Genomic DNA, 17,003 nt, shown 5'->3' with positions numbered 1-17,003 from the left:
TGGCGGCTCGCCTCGCCGAGACCCCTGGTTCCCGCCGACACCCCGTTTCCGCGACAGCGCCAGGGCGGGGTCTCGACGAGAAGTCGGGGTCTCAGCTCGTGGAAGCCGCGTACGTCGACAGCTCCGGCCCGGGGTGCAGCACGCCGTTCACGATCGCGCGGATCGCGAACTCGCTCGCGCGGCCCAGCTCGACGGTTCCGGGGTGCAGGAGCCACTGCAGCTGCAGCCCGTCCATCACGGCGAGGATCGCGGCTGCCGCGTCGGCGATCGTGTCGGGATCGCGCACGCCCTCCTGGGCGCACAGCTCGTGGAACGCCGCGGTGACCTCGCGCCGGAGCGTCGTGTACCGGTCCTCGAAGTACTCCCGGCCGGGGTGGTCGTCGGTCACGGATTCCGACGAGAGCACGGTGTACGCCTGCACGATGCCGGGGCGGCGCTCGTTGGCGTAGGCCGTGCGTACGAGGTGCAGGAACAGCTCGGGGCCGCCGGGGATGTGCTTCTCGGCGAGCTCGGCGACGTCGGTCTGATCGCGATACGAGAGTACTTCGAGCAGCAGCTTCTGCTTCGACCCGAAGTGATGGAGCACCCCGGCGTGGGTGATCCCGACCTGGTCGGCGACGTCGGCGAGGGTGCCGTTGGTCGAGCCCTTGTTGCCGAAGATCTCCACCGCAGCCTTGAGGATCTGCTCGCGTTTCGCGAGGGTCGCCGGGCGCACGCGGACGGTCTGGTCGCTGTCTGCCACCGCGGCCTCCTCTCTCTCGCAAGCCGTGCTTGCGATCCAACTTACTCCTCGGTAACCTCACGGAAGCTTACTTTCTCGACAGTAAGCAAATCACGACGGCCGGCGGACCCCCATCCACCGGCGACACAGCACAACGACCGTGCCCAAGGAGAAGCAATGAAGCTCAGAAAGTCTCTGATCGCGGCGACCGCGATCACCGCCCTCGGTATCTCGGCCCTCGCCGGATGCTCCGCAGGAGGGAACGACGACTCCGGCAGTGCCGCCGGCGGTGCCGCCCTCACGATCGCGAAGCCGGACGGCGCGATCACCACCGAATCCAACAACCCGTACGTCGGCGACTCGTCCGCATCGAAGTACGGCTACGGCAAGGTGATCTTCGAGACCCTCGCCCTCGTCAACCAGACCGGCGACCGCGGAGTCACGCCGTGGCTCGCCGAGAGCCTCGAGTGGAACGACGACTACACGCAGCTCACGGTCGTCCCGCGCAAGGACGTCACCTGGAGCGACGGCGAGCCGTTCACCGCCGACGACATCGTCTACTCGTACGAGCTCGCCTCCACGCCCGCGCTGGACACCGCCGGCCTCCAGCTGGACAGCGCCGTGGTCGAGGGCGACACCGTCGTGCTGACCTTCGCCGCGTCGAAGTACGTCAACCTGGGCCGCGCCCTGCACGTGCCGATCGTCCCGAAGCACATCTGGGAGAACCTCGACGACCCGGCCACCGACCCCGTCAAGGGCGACGACCTGGTCGGCACCGGCCCCTACGTCCTGTCGAACTGGTCGACCGAGTCGGTCACCCTCGAGGCCCGCGACGACTACTGGGGCGGCGACCTCTCGGTGCCCGAGCTGCACTACGTCTCGTACGGCGACAACACCGCGCTGACCACCGCTCTCGCGAACGGCGACGCCGACTGGGCGCAGGCGTTCATCCCGCAGATCGAGGAGCAGTTCCTGTCGGTCGACCCCGAGCACAACAAGTTCTGGGCAGCCCCCACCACCGGCTCGGCGACGCTGTTCATGAACCTGCAGCAGAAGCCGTTCGACGACCCGGCCTTCCGTCAGGCGCTCGCCTGGGTGATCGACCGCGACGCCTACGTCGACATCGCCCGCGAGGGCGCCAGCGAGGCCGTCTGGTCGGTGACCGGTCTGTCGTCGATCCTCGAAGACGAGATCCAGCCCGAGTTCAAGGATGTGGACTACTCGGTCGACGCCGAGAAGGCCCGCGATCTGCTGGAGACCGCCGGCTACACCTGGAAGGACGACGCGCTGATCGACCCCGACGGCGCACCCGTCTCGTTCACGCTCTCGGTCCCCTCGGGGTGGAGCGACTGGAACACCGCGCAGGAGCTCATCGCCGAAGACGTGACGGATGCCATCGGCGCCGAGGTCAAGATCGACATGCCCGACTGGGGCGGTTGGGCGGACCCTCGCGACAACGGCACCTTCTCGGCGATCATCCACTGGCTCGAGGACAGCGGCACGGCCTACGGCCTCTACACCTCGACCATGGACCCGCGCTGGATCTCGGACGGCAAGGCCGGCTTCAACTTCGGCCGGTTCGAAGACCCCGAGGCGACGGCCGCGCTGAACTCGTACGCCAACGCCTCGTCGGATGAGGAGCGCACCGCGGCACTCGACACGCTGCAGACGATCTTCTCCGAGCAGGTGCCGGCGATTCCGCTGGGTGCGCACCCGCTGCTGGGCGAGTTCAACACCCGCAACTACGTGGGCTGGCCGTCGGAGGAGGACCCGTACGCGTCCGCCGACCCGACGCAGCAGAACATCGTGCAGATCCTCACGAAGCTGAAGCCCGCCGAGTAGGACTTCGACAGGCTCAGCCACCCGCGGCCGGACTTCGACAGGCTCAGCCACCCATCTGGGTCCCTGAGCCTGTCGAAGGGCCCGCCCCCCACGAAGGACACCCCATGCCAGACCCCCTGCTCAGCGTGCGCGACTTCTCGGTCGTGTACGACGTCGATCCGCCCGTCGAGGCGGTGAAGAACGTGACCCTCGAACTGCAGCGCGGCGAGATCCTCGGTCTCGCCGGCGAGAGCGGATGCGGCAAGACCACGCTCGCCTACGGGGTGCAGCGCCTGCTCCGCGCCCCGGCCGTCATCACCGGCGGAAGCGTGACGTTCCACGATGCGACCGGCGTCGACATCGACATCAACGCGCTCGATGTGGATGCCATGCAGCGGTTCCGCTGGGACAAGGTGTCGATGGTGTTCCAGGGCGCGATGAACGCCCTCAACCCGGTCGCGACGATCGGCTCGCAGCTGGAGGACGTGTTCGAGATCCACCGCCCCGACATGAACCGCAAGCAGCGCCGCGCTGAGGCCGAGGAGCTGCTCGAGATCGTCAAGGTCGGCCGCCAGCGCATCCGCTCCTTCCCGCACGAGCTGTCCGGCGGCATGCGCCAGCGCGTGATGATCGCGATGGCCCTCGCGCTGCGCCCGCAGCTCATGGTCATGGACGAGCCCACCACCGCGCTCGACGTGCTGGTGCAGCGGGAGATCCTCAAGCAGATCTCGCAGCTGCGGCACGAGTTCGGCTTCTCGGTGATCTTCATCACCCACGACCTTCCCCTCCTCCTGGAGATCAGCGACCGGATCGCGATCATGCGCGAGGGCGAGATCATCGAGCTCGAGACCGCCGAGCGCATCTGGACGCAGCCCGCGCACGAGTACACGAAGACGCTGCTGTCGTCGTTCCCCCGACTCACCGGCGAGAGAGGAGTGCTGGTGCGATGACCACCCTCGAATTCCGAAACGTCACGAAGGCGTACAACGTCCGCGGCGCCGGGCAGATCAAGGCGCTCGACGAGGTGAGCTTCACCCTCACCTCCGGCCAGACGATCGGCCTGGTGGGCCAGTCCGGCAGCGGCAAGTCCACGATCGCCAAGATCCTCACCCAGCTCGAGACCCCCACCAGCGGCGAGGTGCTGCTCGACGGCACGCCGATCCCCCGTCGCGGCAAAGGGCTGCGGAGGTACCGGCAACAGCTGCGCATGGTGTTCCAGGACCCGTTCGCCTCGCTCAACCCGTACCACTCGATCCGGTACCACCTGGAGCGCCCGATCCGTCTCGACGACGTCGTGCCGAAGAAGGAGACGGAGGACGAGGTGCGCCGGCTCCTCGACCGCGTGCGCCTGGATGCGGATGCCGTGATCGACCGCCGCCCCCACGAGCTCTCCGGGGGGCAGCGGCAGCGCGTCGCGATCGCCCGCGCGCTGGCTTCCCGTCCGTCGCTCCTGGTCGCCGACGAGCCCGTCTCGATGCTCGACGTCTCGATCCGCCTCGGCGTACTGAACCTGCTCGCCGACCTGCAGCGCGAAGAGGGGCTCGGCGTGCTCTACATCACCCACGACCTGGCCACCGCCCGCCACTTCAGCGACGAGATCATGGTCCTCAACCAGGGGCGCGTCGTGGAGTACGGCACCGCCGACGACGTCATCCTCAACCCGCAGGACCCGTACACGCGAGAACTGCGATCCGCTTCCCCCGACCCGGACAAGTTCTTCGCACAGGCCCCATCGAACGGAGGCGCACGGTGAGCACCGCATTTCCCCAGCTGGACGACAACGACCTGGTCGCCCGCGACGCCCTCGAGGTCGGGACCACCGCGACCACGGCGCAGCGCGGGCAGCGGCGCGTGCCGTGGCGCTTCTTCGCCGGACGCGCGGGCTTCTACCTGTTCACCCTGTGGGCGGCCATCACGATCAACTTCTTCCTGCCGCGCCTCATGAAAGGCGATGCGGTCAGCTCCTACCTCGCCCGCAACCGCAGCGTGAGCCCCGAGGCCGAGGAGGCGCTGCGCATCCTGCTCGGCATCGACACCGACAAGTCGATCTGGCAGCAGTACATCGAGTACTGGGGGATGCTGCTGCGCGGAGACCTCGGCATCTCCACGCTGCACGGCCTGCGGCCGGTCGCCGAGGTGCTCGCCGCCGCCCTGCCCTGGACCCTCGGCCTGGTCGGCATCGCGACGATCATCTCGTTCACGATCGGCACGGTCGCGGGTGCGATCGTCGGATGGAAGCGCGGCAGCAGGCTCGACGCGATCATCCCGGTGACGACGTTCTTCAACACCATCCCGTACTTCTGGCTCGGGCTCATCGCGATCGCGATCTTCTCGTCGACGCTGAAGTGGTTCCCCTCCTCGCACGCCTACGACAAGGGCCAGTCGCCCGAGTGGAGCTTCGACTTCATCGGCCAGGTGATCATGCACGGCACGCTGCCGGCGCTGACCATCGTGGTCGCCTCTCTCGGCGGCTGGGTGCTCGGCATGCGCAACATGATGCTGACCGTGCTCGACGACGACTACATCACGGTCGCGCAGGCGAAGGGCATGCCCAACAAACGGGTGCTGTGGGGATACGCCGCCCGCAACGCGGTGCTGCCGCAGATCCAGAGCTTCGCGCTGTCGATCGGCTTCATCGTCGGCGGCACGATCGTGATGGAGATGGTGTTCAGCTACCCGGGCGTGGGCAAGCTCCTGCTCGACGCGACCAACGCCAAGGACTTCGCCCTCATGCAGGGTGTCTTCCTCGTGATCACGCTGTCGGTGCTCGTGGCCAACATCCTCGCGGATGTCGTCTACGCCTACCTCGACCCGCGCACGCGCCAGATGGAGTCCTGACATGACCGTTCCCACCACCGCAGCGAGCACCGCTCCCGACGGATCGGCCGTCGTCTCGGGCATGCCGGAGACCGCGACCCTGCGCACCCCGCCGACCGGCGAGCCGCCGCGCAAGACCTTCTGGTCGCAGCTCGGCCAGGCGTTCGCGATGTTCCGCAACCCCAAGTCGGTCGCGGGTCTCATCATCCTCGGCGTGTTCGTGCTCGTCGCGATCCTCGCCCCCTGGATCGCGCCGTACGGACCGACCCAGAAGGACCGCACCGCGCTGCGTCAGCCGCCCTCCTGGGAGCACTGGCTGGGCACGACGCACATGGGGGAGGACGTGCTGAGCCAGATCATCTACGGCACTCGCGGTGTGATCGTCGTCGGCTTCCTCGCGGCCTTCATCGCCACGATCATCGCGATCACGATCGGTGTGATCGCCGGCTACGTGCGCGGCTGGAAGAGCGAGTCGCTCTCGGCGCTGACCAACGTGTTCCTGGTGATCCCCGGCATCCCGCTGATCATCATCATCGCCTCGCAGTTCGACAACCCGCCGCTGATCGTGATCGCCGCGGTGCTGGGCTTGACCGGATGGGCGTGGGGTGCGCGCGTGCTGCGCGCCCAGACGATGTCGCTGCGCAACCGCGACTTCATCCAGGCCGCGCGCGCCAACGGCGAGCCGCTGCGCCGCATCATCACGGTCGAGATGCTGCCGAACCTGATGGCGCTCATCGCGTCGAGCTTCGTCGGCACGGTCACCGCGGCCATCCTCGGCCTGACGACGCTGGCCTTCATCGGCGTGATCCCCGTGAGCAACCTCAACTGGGGCACCATCCTGTTCTGGGCGCAGCAGAACGGCGCCTTCCCGCGCCTGTGGTGGTGGTACGTGCCCGCCGGGCTCTGCATCGCGATCATCGGCGTCGCCCTCTCGCTCATCAACTTCGGCATCGACGAGTACGTCAACCCGCGCCTGCGCTCGGCCGGCGAGCGTGCCAGGGCCATGAAGAAGAAGGGGCTGGACGTGAACGACGCCGTCACGGCCGTCCGCAGCGTGCCCCTGCCGCGAAAGAGCGCCGATCCCGTAACGTCGGCGACCTCGCCCGACACCTCCGACTCTCCGAAGACCTCGACACAGAACACGAAGTGATGACCTCTCAGACCCTGACCACGGTTCTTCCCTACCAGGACCCCGCCCTCTCGATCCCCGAGCGCGTGGCCGATCTCCTCAACCGCATGACGCTGGAGGAGAAGGTCGGGCAGATGCTGCAGCTCGACGCGCGCGACGACCTCGACGACCACATCGCGCGGCGGCACGCGGGATCGATCCTGCACACCTCTCCCGAGCGCATCCTGCGGGCGAACGAGCTGACGGCCGAGACCCGGCTCCGCATTCCGCTGCTGGTGGGCGAGGACTGCATCCACGGGCACTCGTTCTGGCCGGGAGCCACGATCTACCCGACCCAGCTGGGCATGGCCGCATCGTGGGATGCCGACCTGCTCGAGCGGGTGGCCCGCGCGACGGCGGAGGAAGTGGCGATCACCGGCATCCACTGGACCTTCTCGCCCGTGCTGTGCATCGCCCGCGACCTGCGTTGGGGGCGCATCAGCGAGACCTTCGGCGAGGACCCGTTCCTGATCGGCGAGCTCGCATCGGCCATGGTGCGCGGTTACCAGGGCGACGGCCTCGACGACCCGACCGCGATCCTCGCGACCGCCAAGCACTTCGCCGGGTACTCCGAGACCCAGGGCGGTCGCGATGCGAGCGAGGCCGACATCTCGCGCCGCAAGCTCATCTCCTGGTTCCTGCCGCCGTTCGAGCGCGTCGCCCGCGAGGGGTGCCGCACGTTCATGCTCGGCTACCAGACCACCGACGGCGTGCCGATCACGACCAACGACTGGCTGCTCAGCGACGTGCTGCGCGGCGAGTGGGGGTACACCGGCACCCTCATCACCGACTGGGACAACGTCGGACGCATGGTGTGGGAGCAGCGGATCCAGCCCGACATCACGCACGCGGCCGCAGCGGCCGTGCGGGCGGGCAACGACATGATCATGACGACGCCCGCCTTCTACGAGGGGGCGCTGGATGCCGTGGCCCGCGGGATGCTCCCCGAGGATGCCTTCGACGCCGCAGCCGCCCGCATCCTGACGCTCAAGTTCGAGCTGGGGCTGTTCGAGAACCCGCGGTTGCCGGGTGCCGAGCTCGACGCCGTGGTCGGCAGCGCCGCGCACGCGGAGCTGAACCTCGAGACGGCCCGCCGCTCCATCGTGCTGCTCGAGAACGACGGGGTGCTGCCGCTCGACCCGACCGCCCCGCTGCGGGTGGTCGTCACCGGACCGCTCGCCGACGACGCGCAGACGCAGCTCGGCGACTGGGCCGGCGGCTCGGGTCAGGCCGGGTGGCTCGACGGACAGCCGCGCGAGATGATCACGACCGTGCTCGACGGCCTGCAGGGAGTCGAGGGGTGGAGTGTCACGCACGCCCATGGTGCCGACATCCTCACGCTGGAGGAAGACCCGAAGGGCGCCTTCTTCCCCGATCACCAGCCGCGTCCGCCGGTGGTGAAGGCGTGTGAGCCGGATGCCGCGCTGATCGCCGAGGCCGTGGCGGCGGCATCCGCCTCCGACGTCGTGGTCGCCGTGGTCGGTGACCGGATCGAGCTCGTCGGAGAGGGCCGCTCGACCGCGACGCTCGAACTCATCGGCGGGCAGAACGCCCTGATCGACGCGCTCATCGCGACCGGGAAGCCCGTCGTGATCGTGCTGCTCGCCTCGAAGCCGCTCGTGCTCCCGGCATCCGCGTCGAAGGCCGCCGCCGTGATCTGGGCGGCGAACCCGGGCATGCAGGGTGGCCGTGCGCTCGCCGAGATCATCTCGGGCGCGGTCGAGCCCTCCGGTCGGCTGCCGATCTCGTTCGCCCGGCACGTGGGGCAGCAGCCGACGTACTACAACCAGATCCGCGGACAGCACGGCGACCGGTACGCCGACCTGACGCAGTCGCCTGCCTGGGCGTTCGGCGAGGGCCTGTCGTACACGACGGTTGCGTACTCCGACCTGGAGTTGGAAGCGACCTCGCTCGGGGAGTCCGACACGATCGTCGGGCACGTCACGGTGGCGAACACGGGCTCACGGCCGGTGCGCGAGACGGTGCAGGTGTACGTGCGCGATTCGGTGACGAGCGTGAGCTGGACCGACAAGGAGCTCAAGACCTACCGCCAGGTCGACATCGCTCCGGGGGAGTCCGCCCGCGTGCGCGTGGAGCTGCCGGTCGCCGACTGCTCGATCGTGGATGCCGCCGGAAAGCGTCTGGTCGAGGCCGGCGCGTTCGAGCTGCTGGTCGGCCCGAGCTCCCGCGACGAGGTGCTCCTCTCCGCTGACTTCGAGGTCGCCTGACCCGGCCTCTCCTTCTCCTCCTCCTCCTCCTTCTCCTCCTCCTCCTTCTCCTTCACGCCGACCCACCCCCTTGTGTGCGAGCCACCCCTTTGTGTGCGCACGCAAGGGGCCGGGTCGTGCGCAACGGGCCGGGTCGGCGGCGAGGAAGGAAGGAGTGCGCAGGACGGGGGGATGTCAGTCCTGCAGGCGCTGCGGGCCGACGCCCTGCGTGCCGAGGGCGTCATCGGGGTTGAGCAGTCCGCACGCCTTCATCGACAGGCAGCCGCAGCCGATGCATCCGGTGAGCTCGCGCTCGAGACGTTCGATCCCTTCGCGCCGTTTCTCGAGCTCGCGCTTCCAGCGTCGTGACGCCTTCTGCCAGTCGGCGTGACTCGGTGTCTCGGTCAGCGGCACATCGGCGAAGGCTGCCTGCACGTCGGAAAGCGGGATGCCGAGGCGTTTTGCGACCGTGATGAGCGAGACCCGCCGCAGCATGTGCCGGGCGTAGCGGCGCTGATTGCCGGGCGTGCGGGTGGAGGCGATGAGGCCCAGCGACTCGTAGAAGTGCAGGGCGGAGGCGGCGACACCGGTGCGTCGGGTCATCTCGCCGATCGTCAGCGGCTCGTCGGGCGCGTGCGGGCTCATCGGGATGCCTCTCCCTCGATTTGACCTCAAGTGTACTTGAGGTCTTACGGTTGTCGAGTGGCCCCGACGTGGGCCGATCGACCCGAACGAGGACAGCGTGACCCGAACGAAGACCCCGCGATGACCTATGTGATCGCCCTGCCGTGCGTCGATGTGAAGGACAAGGCCTGCATCGACGAGTGCCCCGTCGACTGCATCTACGAGGGGGAACGGTCCCTGTACATCCACCCCGACGAGTGCGTGGACTGCGGCGCCTGCGAACCGGTGTGCCCGGTCGAGGCCATCTACTACGAAGATGATCTGCCCGACGAGTGGCAGGACTACTACAAGGCGAACGTCGAGTTCTTCGACGAGATCGGCTCGCCCGGAGGTGCCGCCAAGACGGGGATGCTCCCCTTCGACCACCCGATCATCGCCGCGCTCGCGCCCCAGGGGGAACACGCATGACCGTCACCGAACCGCGCATCGCCATCATCGGGGCAGGGCCGGCCGGAATCTACGCCGCCGACATCCTCCTCGGCCTCGTCCCGACCGCGTCGATCGACCTGTTCGAGAAGCTTCCGGCTCCCTACGGCCTGGTCCGCTACGGCGTCGCCCCGGATCATCCCCGCATCCGCAAGATCACCGACGCCCTGCACGATGTGCTCGTGAACCCGCGCATCCGGCTGTTGTGCAACGTCGAGATCGGCGTCGACGTCGAGATCGACGCACTGCGTGCGGCTTATGACGGTGTGATCGTGGCGACCGGCGCCGACCTCGACGTCGCACTCGACATCCCCGGCATCGATCTGCCGGGCTCGTTCGGCGCGGCCGCCTTCGTCGCCTGGTACGACGGGCATCCCGATGTCGCGCGCACCTGGCCGCTCGAGGCCGAGTCGGTCGCGGTGCTCGGTGCGGGCAACGTCGCCCTCGACGTCACGCGGATCCTCGCGAAGCACGCCTCCGCACTGACGCACACCGACACCCCGGATGCCGTGCTCGACCAGCTCACCGCCAGCCCGCTGCGCGACGTGCATCTGTTCGCCCGGCGCGGCCCCGCTGATGTGCGCTTCTCGGCGATGGAGCTGCGCGAGCTCGCCGAGCAGGACGACGTCGACGTGATCGTCGACCCGGAGGAGCTCGCCCTGGATGAGCACGCCGAGCGGGTGGTGGCGCAGTTCTCGCAGCGCCGCATCATCGTGCGCACCATGACCGAGTGGGCCGCGCGCGACCCCGCCACGCGCACGGCCTCGCGCCGCATCCACCTGCACTTGCGGCAGCGCCCCGTGCGCCTGCTGGGCACGGACCGCGTGACCGGCATCGAGATGGAGCGCACCGCATCCGACGAGCTGGGCCGGATGGTCGGCACGGGAGAGCTGCTGCGCTACGACGTCGGAGCGGTCTACCGGGCCGTGGGCTACCGCTCGACCCCGGTTCCCGGCATGCCGTTCGACGCGGAGCTCGGAGTGGTCCCGCACGTCGAAGGACGGGTCGTGGATGCGGCGGGCGCGCCGATCCCGCGGCTGTACGCCACCGGCTGGATCAAGCGGGGTCCCGTCGGGCTCATCGGCTCGACCAAGTCGGATGCCGCGCAGACCGTTCGGCACCTCGTCGACGATCTCGCCGACGCCGAGCCGGCCGCGTCCGGCGAGGACCCGCTCGCCCACGTGGACCACGCCGTCGACCTCGCCGGCTGGCTGCGCATCGACGCCGCCGAACGCGGGGCCGGAGCGGAACGCGGACGGGAGCGCACCAAGATCGTCGAACGCGCGGAGATGCTCGTGCACGCGAAACAGGAACAGATGACGGAGGCCGGCCGATGACCGCGATACCAGTACCCACCCCGGTCGGCGAAGGACTCAAGACCGCCTTCCGCACGCACCCCGCCGGTGTCGCGATCATCACGGCATCCACCCCCGCGGGCCCGGTCGGGCTCACGGCCTCGAGTGTCGCGTCCGTCGCGGTCGACCCGGCGGCGATCGTGTTCTCGGTCACTCGGGCGACCGGATCCGCGGGCGCGATCCTCGGCGCCGACACCTTCGTCGTCCACCTCATCGACGACGAGCATTCCGATCTCGCGCAGAGCTTCGCGGTCAGCGGCTCCGAGCGGTTCACCCCCGAGCAGGGATGGTCGGCCCTGGAGACGGGCGAGCCGCACCTCGCTTCGGCGCGGGCCGCCCTGCGCTGCCGCACCCTGCAGACCGTGGCCGTCGGCTCGTCGACGGTCGTGATCGCCGAGGTCCTCGAGGTGCTGGCGGGGCCGCAGGGCCGCCCGCTCGTGTACCTCGACCGCCGCTTCCACTCCCTCCCGCACGACACCCACCACTGACCATCATCGAAAGGAAGACGCCATGTCCACTCTCTACACACTCCCCGAGCTCCCCTACGACTACTCGGCCCTCGAGCCGCACATCTCCGGCAAGATCATGGAGCTGCACCACTCCAAGCACCACCAGGCGTACGTGACGGGTGCGAACACGGCACTCGAGCAGCTGGCGACCGCCCGCAGCGCGGGTGACCTCGCCAACGTGAACAAGCTCGAGAAGGACCTCGCCTTCAACCTCGGTGGCCACATCAATCACTCGGTGTTCTGGCAGAACCTCTCGCCCGAGGGCGGCGGCGCTCCCGAGGGTGAGCTCGAGGCGGCGCTGGTCGACGCATTCGGATCGATCGACGCCTTCCGCGCGCACTTCACCGCGACCGCACTCGGTGTGCAGGGATCGGGCTGGGCCGTGCTGGCCTGGGACAGCGTGGGCGCTCGTCCCGTGATCTTCCAGCTGTTCGACCAGCAGGGCAACGCGCCGCTCGGCGTCACTCCGCTGCTGCAGCTCGACGTCTGGGAGCACGCCTACTACCTCGACTACCTCAACGTGCGCGCCGACTACGTCAAGGCGTTCTGGAACCTCGTGAACTGGCCCGACGTGCAGCGCCGCTTCGAGGCCGCCCGCACCGCGACCAAGGGTCTGATCGTCGCGGGCTGACCCTCCCGTACTCTGCTCGACCCGGCCTCATATGTGCGACCCGGCCCGTTGCGGACGTCCGCAAAGGGCCGGGTCGCACATAACGGGCCGGGTCGAGTTCGATGGGTCGAGCTAGATCAGGCGCGCGGTCGTCCCGCGCACGTTCAGCTCGTACGGCAGCGCCGAAGGGATGTGCACCTCGTCGGGGGTGGTGAGCTTCGCCAGCACGGCATCCGCCGCGCGCTCGCCCTGTCCGAGCGGGAACTGATCGACCGTGGTCAGGCGGAAGAACTCCCCGAGCTCGTGCCCGTCGATGCCGACGATCGACAGCTCCTCGGGCACGCTGAAGCCCAGGTCGCGCGCGGCGAGCAGGGCTCCGATCGCCATCTCGTCGGATGCCGCGAACACCGCGGTCGGTCGTGGACCCGGTCGTCCGAGCAGCTGCTTCGCCGCGCGATAGCCGCCCTCGACCGTGAAGTCGGCCGGCTCGAGGAAGGCGTGGTTCAGGGGGATCCCGGCCTCCGCCAGGGCCTTCTCGAACCCGAGGCGGCGGTTGGTGGGGATGTGGAAGTCGATGTCGAACTCGGGGTTCGCGCCGATGTGGGCGATGTCGGTGTGGCCGAGGCCGATCAGGTGCTCGGTGGCGAGCTGGGCGACCGCGACGTCGTCGACCGTGAGGGTGTCGAGCTTCGGGTTCGGGCCGCCGATCGCGATCACCGGCAGGCCGAGGTCGAGCAGGTGCTGCGTCTCGTCGGCGTCGAGTTCGATCGACACGGCGATGACGGCATCCACGCGCTGCCGCCGCAGGAACGTGTCGAACACGTGCCGGCGCACGTCTTTGTCGGCGGTGATGTTGTAGAGCGTGATGTCGTAGCCGGCGCGCATCAGCGCGGCCGAGACGCCGGAGAGCACCGTGCTGAAGAACCACCGGTCGAGGAACGGGACGACGACCCCGATGTTGCGGGTGCGCCCCGACGCCAGGCTCGACGCGCGCGAGGACACGACGTACCCGAGCGACTGCGCCGCGGCCTGCACCCGCTCTCTGGCGGACTCGGACACGTGGCCGCGGCCGCTGAGGGCGCGCGAGACGGTCGCGGTGGAGACCCCGGCGAGCCGGGCGACCTCATCGATGCTGGCCATGTGTTCCTCTTCGAAAAGTGTTCCGGTCGCGATTTCTGTCGCTTCACGCGGGTGTGAGCGGCAGAAATCGCGACCGGAAGGGGCTTGTCAGACCTGGGCGGCGGTGGTGTACCAGACGGCGGTGTCGACCGGGATGGCCGCTCCGTTGAAGGGCTGGCTCTGCAGGATGACCGTCGCGTCGGCGGGCAGCTCGATCGGCTCGGTGCCGAGGTTCGCGACCACGTGCACATCACCGCGGCGGAAGGCCACCGTCTCGGCCCCGGCGTCTTCCCAGATCAGCGAGCCGCTGCCGAAGCCGTGCTCACGGCGGGCGGCGAGCAGTCGCTTGTACAGCGCGAGCGTCGAGCCGGGGTCGACCTCTTCGACGTCGCGGGCGTACGTCGCCCACTCGGCCGGCTGCGGGAGCCACGACTTCCCGGTCTCGTTGAAGCCGAAGGCCGGAGCCTCGGCCTCCCAGGGCAGCGGCACGCGGCATCCGTCGCGGCCGTAGCGCTTGCCCTCGGTGCGGAACCAGGTCGGGTCCTGACGGAACTCGTCGGGGATCTCCATGGCCTCGGGGAGCCCGAGCTCCTCGCCCTGATACAGGTACGCCGAGCCGGGCAGAGCGAGCATGAGGGTGGTCGCCGCGCGGGCACGGGCCAGTCCGATGACGATGTCGGGCTTGTTCGGGGTGTTCGGTCCGATGCCCTCGCCCTGGGGGTTGTCGGCCGTGAGCGCGAGGCGCGAGGCGTGCCGCACCACGTCGTGGTTCGAGAGCACCCAGGTGCTGGGCGCTCCGACGCCGCCGAACTCGTCGAGCGACTCGCGGATGACGTCACCCAGTCGCTGTGCGTCCCACGGCGTCATCAGGTACGGGAAGTTGAAGGTCTGGTGCATCTCGTCCGGACGCACCCAGAGAGCCGTCTGCTTGAGGGTCGGCATCCAGGCCTCGCCGCACAGGGCTCGGTCGCCGTCGTACTCGGCGAGCACCTTGTGCCAGTCGCGGTAGATCTCGTGCACGCCGTCCTGGCCCCAGTACGGCACGTTCGATTCGCCGCCGCCCATGGAGTCGGCGTCGGTCGGCGGGGTGTAGTCCGGGAGGCCCTCGGTCTTGATCATGCCGTGGGCGACGTCCACCCGGAAGCCGTCGACGCCGCGATCGAGCCAGAAGCGGAGGATGGAGCGGAACTCCTCCTGCACCTCTTCGTTGTTCCAGTCGAAGTCGGGCTGCGTGGCATCGAAGATGTGCAGGTACCACTGGCCGGGGGTGCCGTCGGCCTCGGTCACGCGCTGCCACATGCCGCCGCCGAACACCGACTCCCAGTTGTTCGGGGGGAGCTCGCCGTTCTCACCACGGCCGTCGCGGAAGATGTACCGCGCGCGCTCCGGGCTGCCCGGTGCTGCCTTGAGGGCTTCCTGGAACCAGACATGCTGGTCGGACGAGTGGTTCGGGACCAGGTCGACGATCACGCGGATGTCGCGGTCGTGTGCCTGAGCGAGCATCTCGTCGAAGTCGGCGAGCGTGCCGAACAGCGGGTCGACGTCGCGGTAGTCCGCCACGTCGTAGCCGGCGTCGCGCTGCGGACTGGTCATGAAGGGGCTGAGCCAGATCGCGTCGACGCCGAGTTCCTGCAGCGCGTCGAGGCGGCTGGTGATGCCCGGGAGGTCGCCGATGCCGTCGCCGGAGGCATCCGCGAAGGAACGGGGGTAGATCTGGTAGATGACGGCGCTGCGCCACCACTCGGAACCGGGGGCTGCGATCTGCTCAAGCTGTGCCATGCGAACAGGCTACTGCAAACGCTTACAGTCTTGCCAGAGCGGGCATCGAATCGGTTCGATCCCGGGCGGGCGTCCATCGGGGGAGTAGCCTGACGGCATCCGATGAGTGGAGGAATCATGGTTCCCGAGATCAACTACTGGGCGGTGCTGCTGGCCACCGCGTCGAGCATGCTCGTCGGCTCGATCTGGTACGCCCCGAAGGTGTTCGGCACGCGGTGGTCGAAGCTCGCGAACGTCGACATGGATCGTCCGGCGGCCACGGCGATGTGGCCGATCATCACCACCGTCATCGTGAGCTTCATCACGGCCTGGGTGCTCGCTGGGGCATCCGCCATCGCCTGGCATTTCTACGGCGGTCCGTTCTTCTGGGGCACCATCGTCACGGCGGTCACGCTGTGGGCGGGGTTCACCGCCGCGCGCTTCATCACGCACGACGCTTTCGAGGGCCGCTCGACGAGGCTGACGACCCTGAACATCGCGCACGAACTGGTCACGGTCGTGGTGATGGCCGTGCTGATCGGCGTCTGGCCGCCGGCACTGGGCTAGGGCCCGTACGGGGTCGTCGGCGGGGAGCCCGTCGACGACCCCGTCTGCTCACGGCGTGGGCATGCCGCCGTTGACGTTCAGCGTCTCACCGGCCACGTAGCTCGACTCGGCCGACGCCAGGAAGACGTAGGCGGGGGCGAGTTCGGCGGGCTGTCCCATCCGGCCGAGCGGGGTGTCTTCGCCGAAGCTCTCGAGCTTCTCCTGGGGCTGTCCGTCGCTGGGCTGCAGGGGCGTCCAGATCGGACCGGGCGCCACGGCGTTCACGCGGATGCCCTTCGGGGCGAGCTGCTCGGCAAGTCCCTTCGTGAAGGCGTTGATGGTCGCCTTGGTCGAGGCGTAATCGACGAGGATGCCGGAGGGCGAGTACGCCTGGATCGACGTGGTGTTGATGATCGTCGAGCCGGCGGGCAGGTGCGGCAGGGCTGCCTTCGTGATCCAGAACATCGCGTACACGTTGGTCTTGAACGTGTCGTCGAACTGCTCGTCCGTGATGTCGATCAGCGACTCCTGATAGACCTGCTTCCCGCCGTTGTTGACGAGGATGTCGAGCCCGCCGAGCGAGGCCACCGCGTCCGCGACGAGGGTCCGGCAGTACTCGGGATCGCGGAGGTCTCCCGGCAGAGCGGCGACCTTCACGCCGGCGTCGCGCAGGATGCCGGCGATGCGACTCGCATCCTTCTCCTCCTCGGGCAGGTAAGAGATCGCGACGTCGGCACCCTCTCGGGCGAACGCGATCGCGGTGGCCGCGCCGATACCCGAGTCGCCGCCGGTGATCAGCGCTTTGCGTCCGGTCAGGCGTCCGGTGCCGCGGTAGCTCTCCTCGCCGAGGTCGGCCTTCGGAGCCAGATCGGCGTCGAGACCGGGCTCCGGCATGTGCTGCTTCTCGGGTTCGATGTCCGCATAGAGCTCGGCGGGGTTGGTGAAGGTGTACTGGTCGCGGGGCATGAGGCGTCCTTTCGACAGTGGCCGATCGTCTCCGCCGCCCGTGATCTGCGTGCGAGACGCAGGCACGAGTCTCGGCGGCGAGTGGACTCCCAGAGTGCGGCCGACCTCCCCGTCGGGGCAAAAGCCTTGCGCGGACCGACCCCGGTTGCTATGCGGACGCCGTTGTTGTCCTCACGGGCCGCAGAAACCTAGACCTTCGCCACTTCTGCGCGGCGACTCGATATGCGAATGTTCCTATCGTGGCCGTCCGGCCGCCCGCGGGCCGCACCCGGACCGTGGTCCTGCCAGAGGGGTTC

General features: G+C 68.8%; 16 protein-coding genes. 11 read left to right on the top strand and 5 right to left on the bottom strand.

The window, feature by feature from the left end; genetic code table 11:
- Window positions 1-91: 91 nt before the first annotated feature.
- Window positions 92-742: a TetR/AcrR family transcriptional regulator gene (locus AC6CHX_RS18110; protein WP_498273942.1), complete on the bottom strand. Its 651-nt coding sequence runs from the start codon at window positions 740-742 to the stop codon at window positions 92-94.
- Between the two features lie 156 nt (window positions 743-898).
- On the opposite strand from AC6CHX_RS18110, the gene AC6CHX_RS18105 reads away from it, so the two are divergent.
- The 6 genes from AC6CHX_RS18105 (at window position 899) to AC6CHX_RS18080 (ending at window position 8,755) form a co-directional block, all read left to right on the top strand.
- On the top strand, window positions 899-2,563 hold the full coding sequence (locus AC6CHX_RS18105; RefSeq protein ID WP_498273941.1) for an ABC transporter substrate-binding protein: 1,665 nt from the start codon (window positions 899-901) through the stop codon (window positions 2,561-2,563).
- Window positions 2,564-2,667: 104 nt separating this feature from the next.
- Window positions 2,668-3,492: an ABC transporter ATP-binding protein gene (locus AC6CHX_RS18100; RefSeq protein ID WP_498273940.1), complete on the top strand. Its 825-nt coding sequence runs from the start codon at window positions 2,668-2,670 to the stop codon at window positions 3,490-3,492.
- Window positions 3,489-4,295, top strand: a complete 807-nt coding sequence (locus AC6CHX_RS18095) for an ABC transporter ATP-binding protein (RefSeq protein ID WP_498273939.1) — start codon at window positions 3,489-3,491, stop codon at window positions 4,293-4,295. The genes AC6CHX_RS18100 and AC6CHX_RS18095 overlap by 4 nt, the downstream gene beginning before the upstream one ends.
- Window positions 4,292-5,380, top strand: a complete 1,089-nt coding sequence (locus tag AC6CHX_RS18090) for an ABC transporter permease (protein WP_498273938.1) — start codon at window positions 4,292-4,294, stop codon at window positions 5,378-5,380. The genes AC6CHX_RS18095 and AC6CHX_RS18090 overlap by 4 nt, the downstream gene beginning before the upstream one ends.
- Before the next feature lies 1 nt (window position 5,381).
- Complete coding sequence (locus tag AC6CHX_RS18085) at window positions 5,382-6,509, top strand: ABC transporter permease (protein ID WP_498273937.1); 1,128 nt, start codon at window positions 5,382-5,384, stop codon at window positions 6,507-6,509.
- Window positions 6,509-8,755: an exo-beta-d-1,3/1,6-glucosidase gene (locus AC6CHX_RS18080; protein ID WP_498273936.1), complete on the top strand. Its 2,247-nt coding sequence runs from the start codon at window positions 6,509-6,511 to the stop codon at window positions 8,753-8,755. The genes AC6CHX_RS18085 and AC6CHX_RS18080 overlap by 1 nt, the downstream gene beginning before the upstream one ends.
- 174 nt (window positions 8,756-8,929) lie before the next feature.
- Here the strand turns inward: AC6CHX_RS18080 and soxR are convergent, their stop codons facing one another.
- Complete coding sequence (soxR, locus tag AC6CHX_RS18075) at window positions 8,930-9,379, bottom strand: redox-sensitive transcriptional activator SoxR (RefSeq protein ID WP_498273935.1); 450 nt, start codon at window positions 9,377-9,379, stop codon at window positions 8,930-8,932.
- 120 nt (window positions 9,380-9,499) lie between these two features.
- On the opposite strand from soxR, the gene fdxA reads away from it, so the two are divergent.
- The 4 genes from fdxA to AC6CHX_RS18055 are packed head-to-tail and all read left to right on the top strand — an operon-like array spanning window position 9,500 to window position 12,339.
- Entirely contained in the window at window positions 9,500-9,826 is a 327-nt protein-coding gene (gene fdxA, locus AC6CHX_RS18070) for a ferredoxin (protein ID WP_498274129.1), read from the top strand.
- Window positions 9,823-11,181 carry an FAD-dependent oxidoreductase gene (locus AC6CHX_RS18065; RefSeq protein WP_498273934.1) on the top strand — a complete coding sequence of 453 codons (1,359 nt, stop codon included), beginning with the start codon at window positions 9,823-9,825 and terminating at the stop codon, window positions 11,179-11,181. Before fdxA ends, AC6CHX_RS18065 begins: the two co-directional genes overlap by 4 nt.
- A complete protein-coding gene (locus AC6CHX_RS18060; RefSeq protein ID WP_498273933.1) occupies window positions 11,178-11,687 on the top strand; it encodes a flavin reductase family protein in 510 nt (169 codons plus the stop codon). The genes AC6CHX_RS18065 and AC6CHX_RS18060 overlap by 4 nt, the downstream gene beginning before the upstream one ends.
- Window positions 11,688-11,709: 22 nt before the next feature.
- Window positions 11,710-12,339 (top strand): superoxide dismutase, encoded by a 630-nt coding sequence (locus tag AC6CHX_RS18055; protein ID WP_105710713.1) that lies wholly within the window; start codon window positions 11,710-11,712, stop codon window positions 12,337-12,339.
- Between the two features lie 111 nt (window positions 12,340-12,450).
- Here the strand turns inward: AC6CHX_RS18055 and AC6CHX_RS18050 are convergent, their stop codons facing one another.
- Together AC6CHX_RS18050 and AC6CHX_RS18045 are read right to left on the bottom strand one after the other, a co-directional pair.
- The gene (locus AC6CHX_RS18050) at window positions 12,451-13,458 is read right to left on the bottom strand and encodes a LacI family DNA-binding transcriptional regulator (protein ID WP_136040787.1); all 1,008 of its coding nucleotides are present in this window, start codon (window positions 13,456-13,458) and stop codon (window positions 12,451-12,453) included.
- Window positions 13,459-13,545: 87 nt separating this feature from the next.
- Entirely contained in the window at window positions 13,546-15,216 is a 1,671-nt protein-coding gene (locus AC6CHX_RS18045) for a glycoside hydrolase family 13 protein (protein WP_498273932.1), read from the bottom strand.
- A gap of 117 nt (window positions 15,217-15,333) precedes the next feature.
- On the opposite strand from AC6CHX_RS18045, the gene AC6CHX_RS18040 reads away from it, so the two are divergent.
- Window positions 15,334-15,762, top strand: coding sequence for a DUF1761 domain-containing protein (locus AC6CHX_RS18040; protein WP_136040789.1), 429 nt, complete (start codon window positions 15,334-15,336; stop codon window positions 15,760-15,762).
- Window positions 15,763-15,810: 48 nt separating this feature from the next.
- On the opposite strand, the gene AC6CHX_RS18035 is transcribed toward AC6CHX_RS18040, so the two are convergent.
- Window positions 15,811-16,707: an SDR family oxidoreductase gene (locus AC6CHX_RS18035; RefSeq protein WP_452327563.1), complete on the bottom strand. Its 897-nt coding sequence runs from the start codon at window positions 16,705-16,707 to the stop codon at window positions 15,811-15,813.
- Window positions 16,708-17,003 lie beyond the last annotated feature (296 nt).

The sequence above is a fragment of the Microbacterium sp. GQ128 genome (genome assembly GCF_059758615.1).
Note: the sequence above shows the minus strand (reverse complement) of the source record. Positions and strands in the feature narration are given on the sequence as shown.

Bases quoted from the DNA above. Each gene is read 5' to 3' on its own strand.
- AC6CHX_RS18095 (WP_498273939.1), top strand. From the start codon at position 3,489: ATGACCACCCTCGAATTCCGAAACGTCACGAAGGCGTACAACGTCCGC.
- AC6CHX_RS18085 (WP_498273937.1), top strand. From the start codon at position 5,382: ATGACCGTTCCCACCACCGCAGCGAGCACCGCTCCCGACGGATCGGCC.
- AC6CHX_RS18050 (WP_136040787.1), bottom strand. From the start codon at position 13,458: ATGGCCAGCATCGATGAGGTCGCCCGGCTCGCCGGGGTCTCCACCGCG.
- AC6CHX_RS18055 (WP_105710713.1), top strand. From the start codon at position 11,710: ATGTCCACTCTCTACACACTCCCCGAGCTCCCCTACGACTACTCGGCC.
- AC6CHX_RS18040 (WP_136040789.1), top strand. From the start codon at position 15,334: ATGGTTCCCGAGATCAACTACTGGGCGGTGCTGCTGGCCACCGCGTCG.
- AC6CHX_RS18060 (WP_498273933.1), top strand. From the start codon at position 11,178: ATGACCGCGATACCAGTACCCACCCCGGTCGGCGAAGGACTCAAGACC.
- fdxA (WP_498274129.1), top strand. From the start codon at position 9,500: ATGACCTATGTGATCGCCCTGCCGTGCGTCGATGTGAAGGACAAGGCC.
- AC6CHX_RS18065 (WP_498273934.1), top strand. From the start codon at position 9,823: ATGACCGTCACCGAACCGCGCATCGCCATCATCGGGGCAGGGCCGGCC.
- soxR (WP_498273935.1), bottom strand. From the start codon at position 9,379: ATGAGCCCGCACGCGCCCGACGAGCCGCTGACGATCGGCGAGATGACC.
- AC6CHX_RS18105 (WP_498273941.1), top strand. From the start codon at position 899: ATGAAGCTCAGAAAGTCTCTGATCGCGGCGACCGCGATCACCGCCCTC.
- AC6CHX_RS18045 (WP_498273932.1), bottom strand. From the start codon at position 15,216: ATGGCACAGCTTGAGCAGATCGCAGCCCCCGGTTCCGAGTGGTGGCGC.
- AC6CHX_RS18100 (WP_498273940.1), top strand. From the start codon at position 2,668: ATGCCAGACCCCCTGCTCAGCGTGCGCGACTTCTCGGTCGTGTACGAC.
- AC6CHX_RS18080 (WP_498273936.1), top strand. From the start codon at position 6,509: ATGACCTCTCAGACCCTGACCACGGTTCTTCCCTACCAGGACCCCGCC.
- AC6CHX_RS18035 (WP_452327563.1), bottom strand. From the start codon at position 16,707: ATGCCCCGCGACCAGTACACCTTCACCAACCCCGCCGAGCTCTATGCG.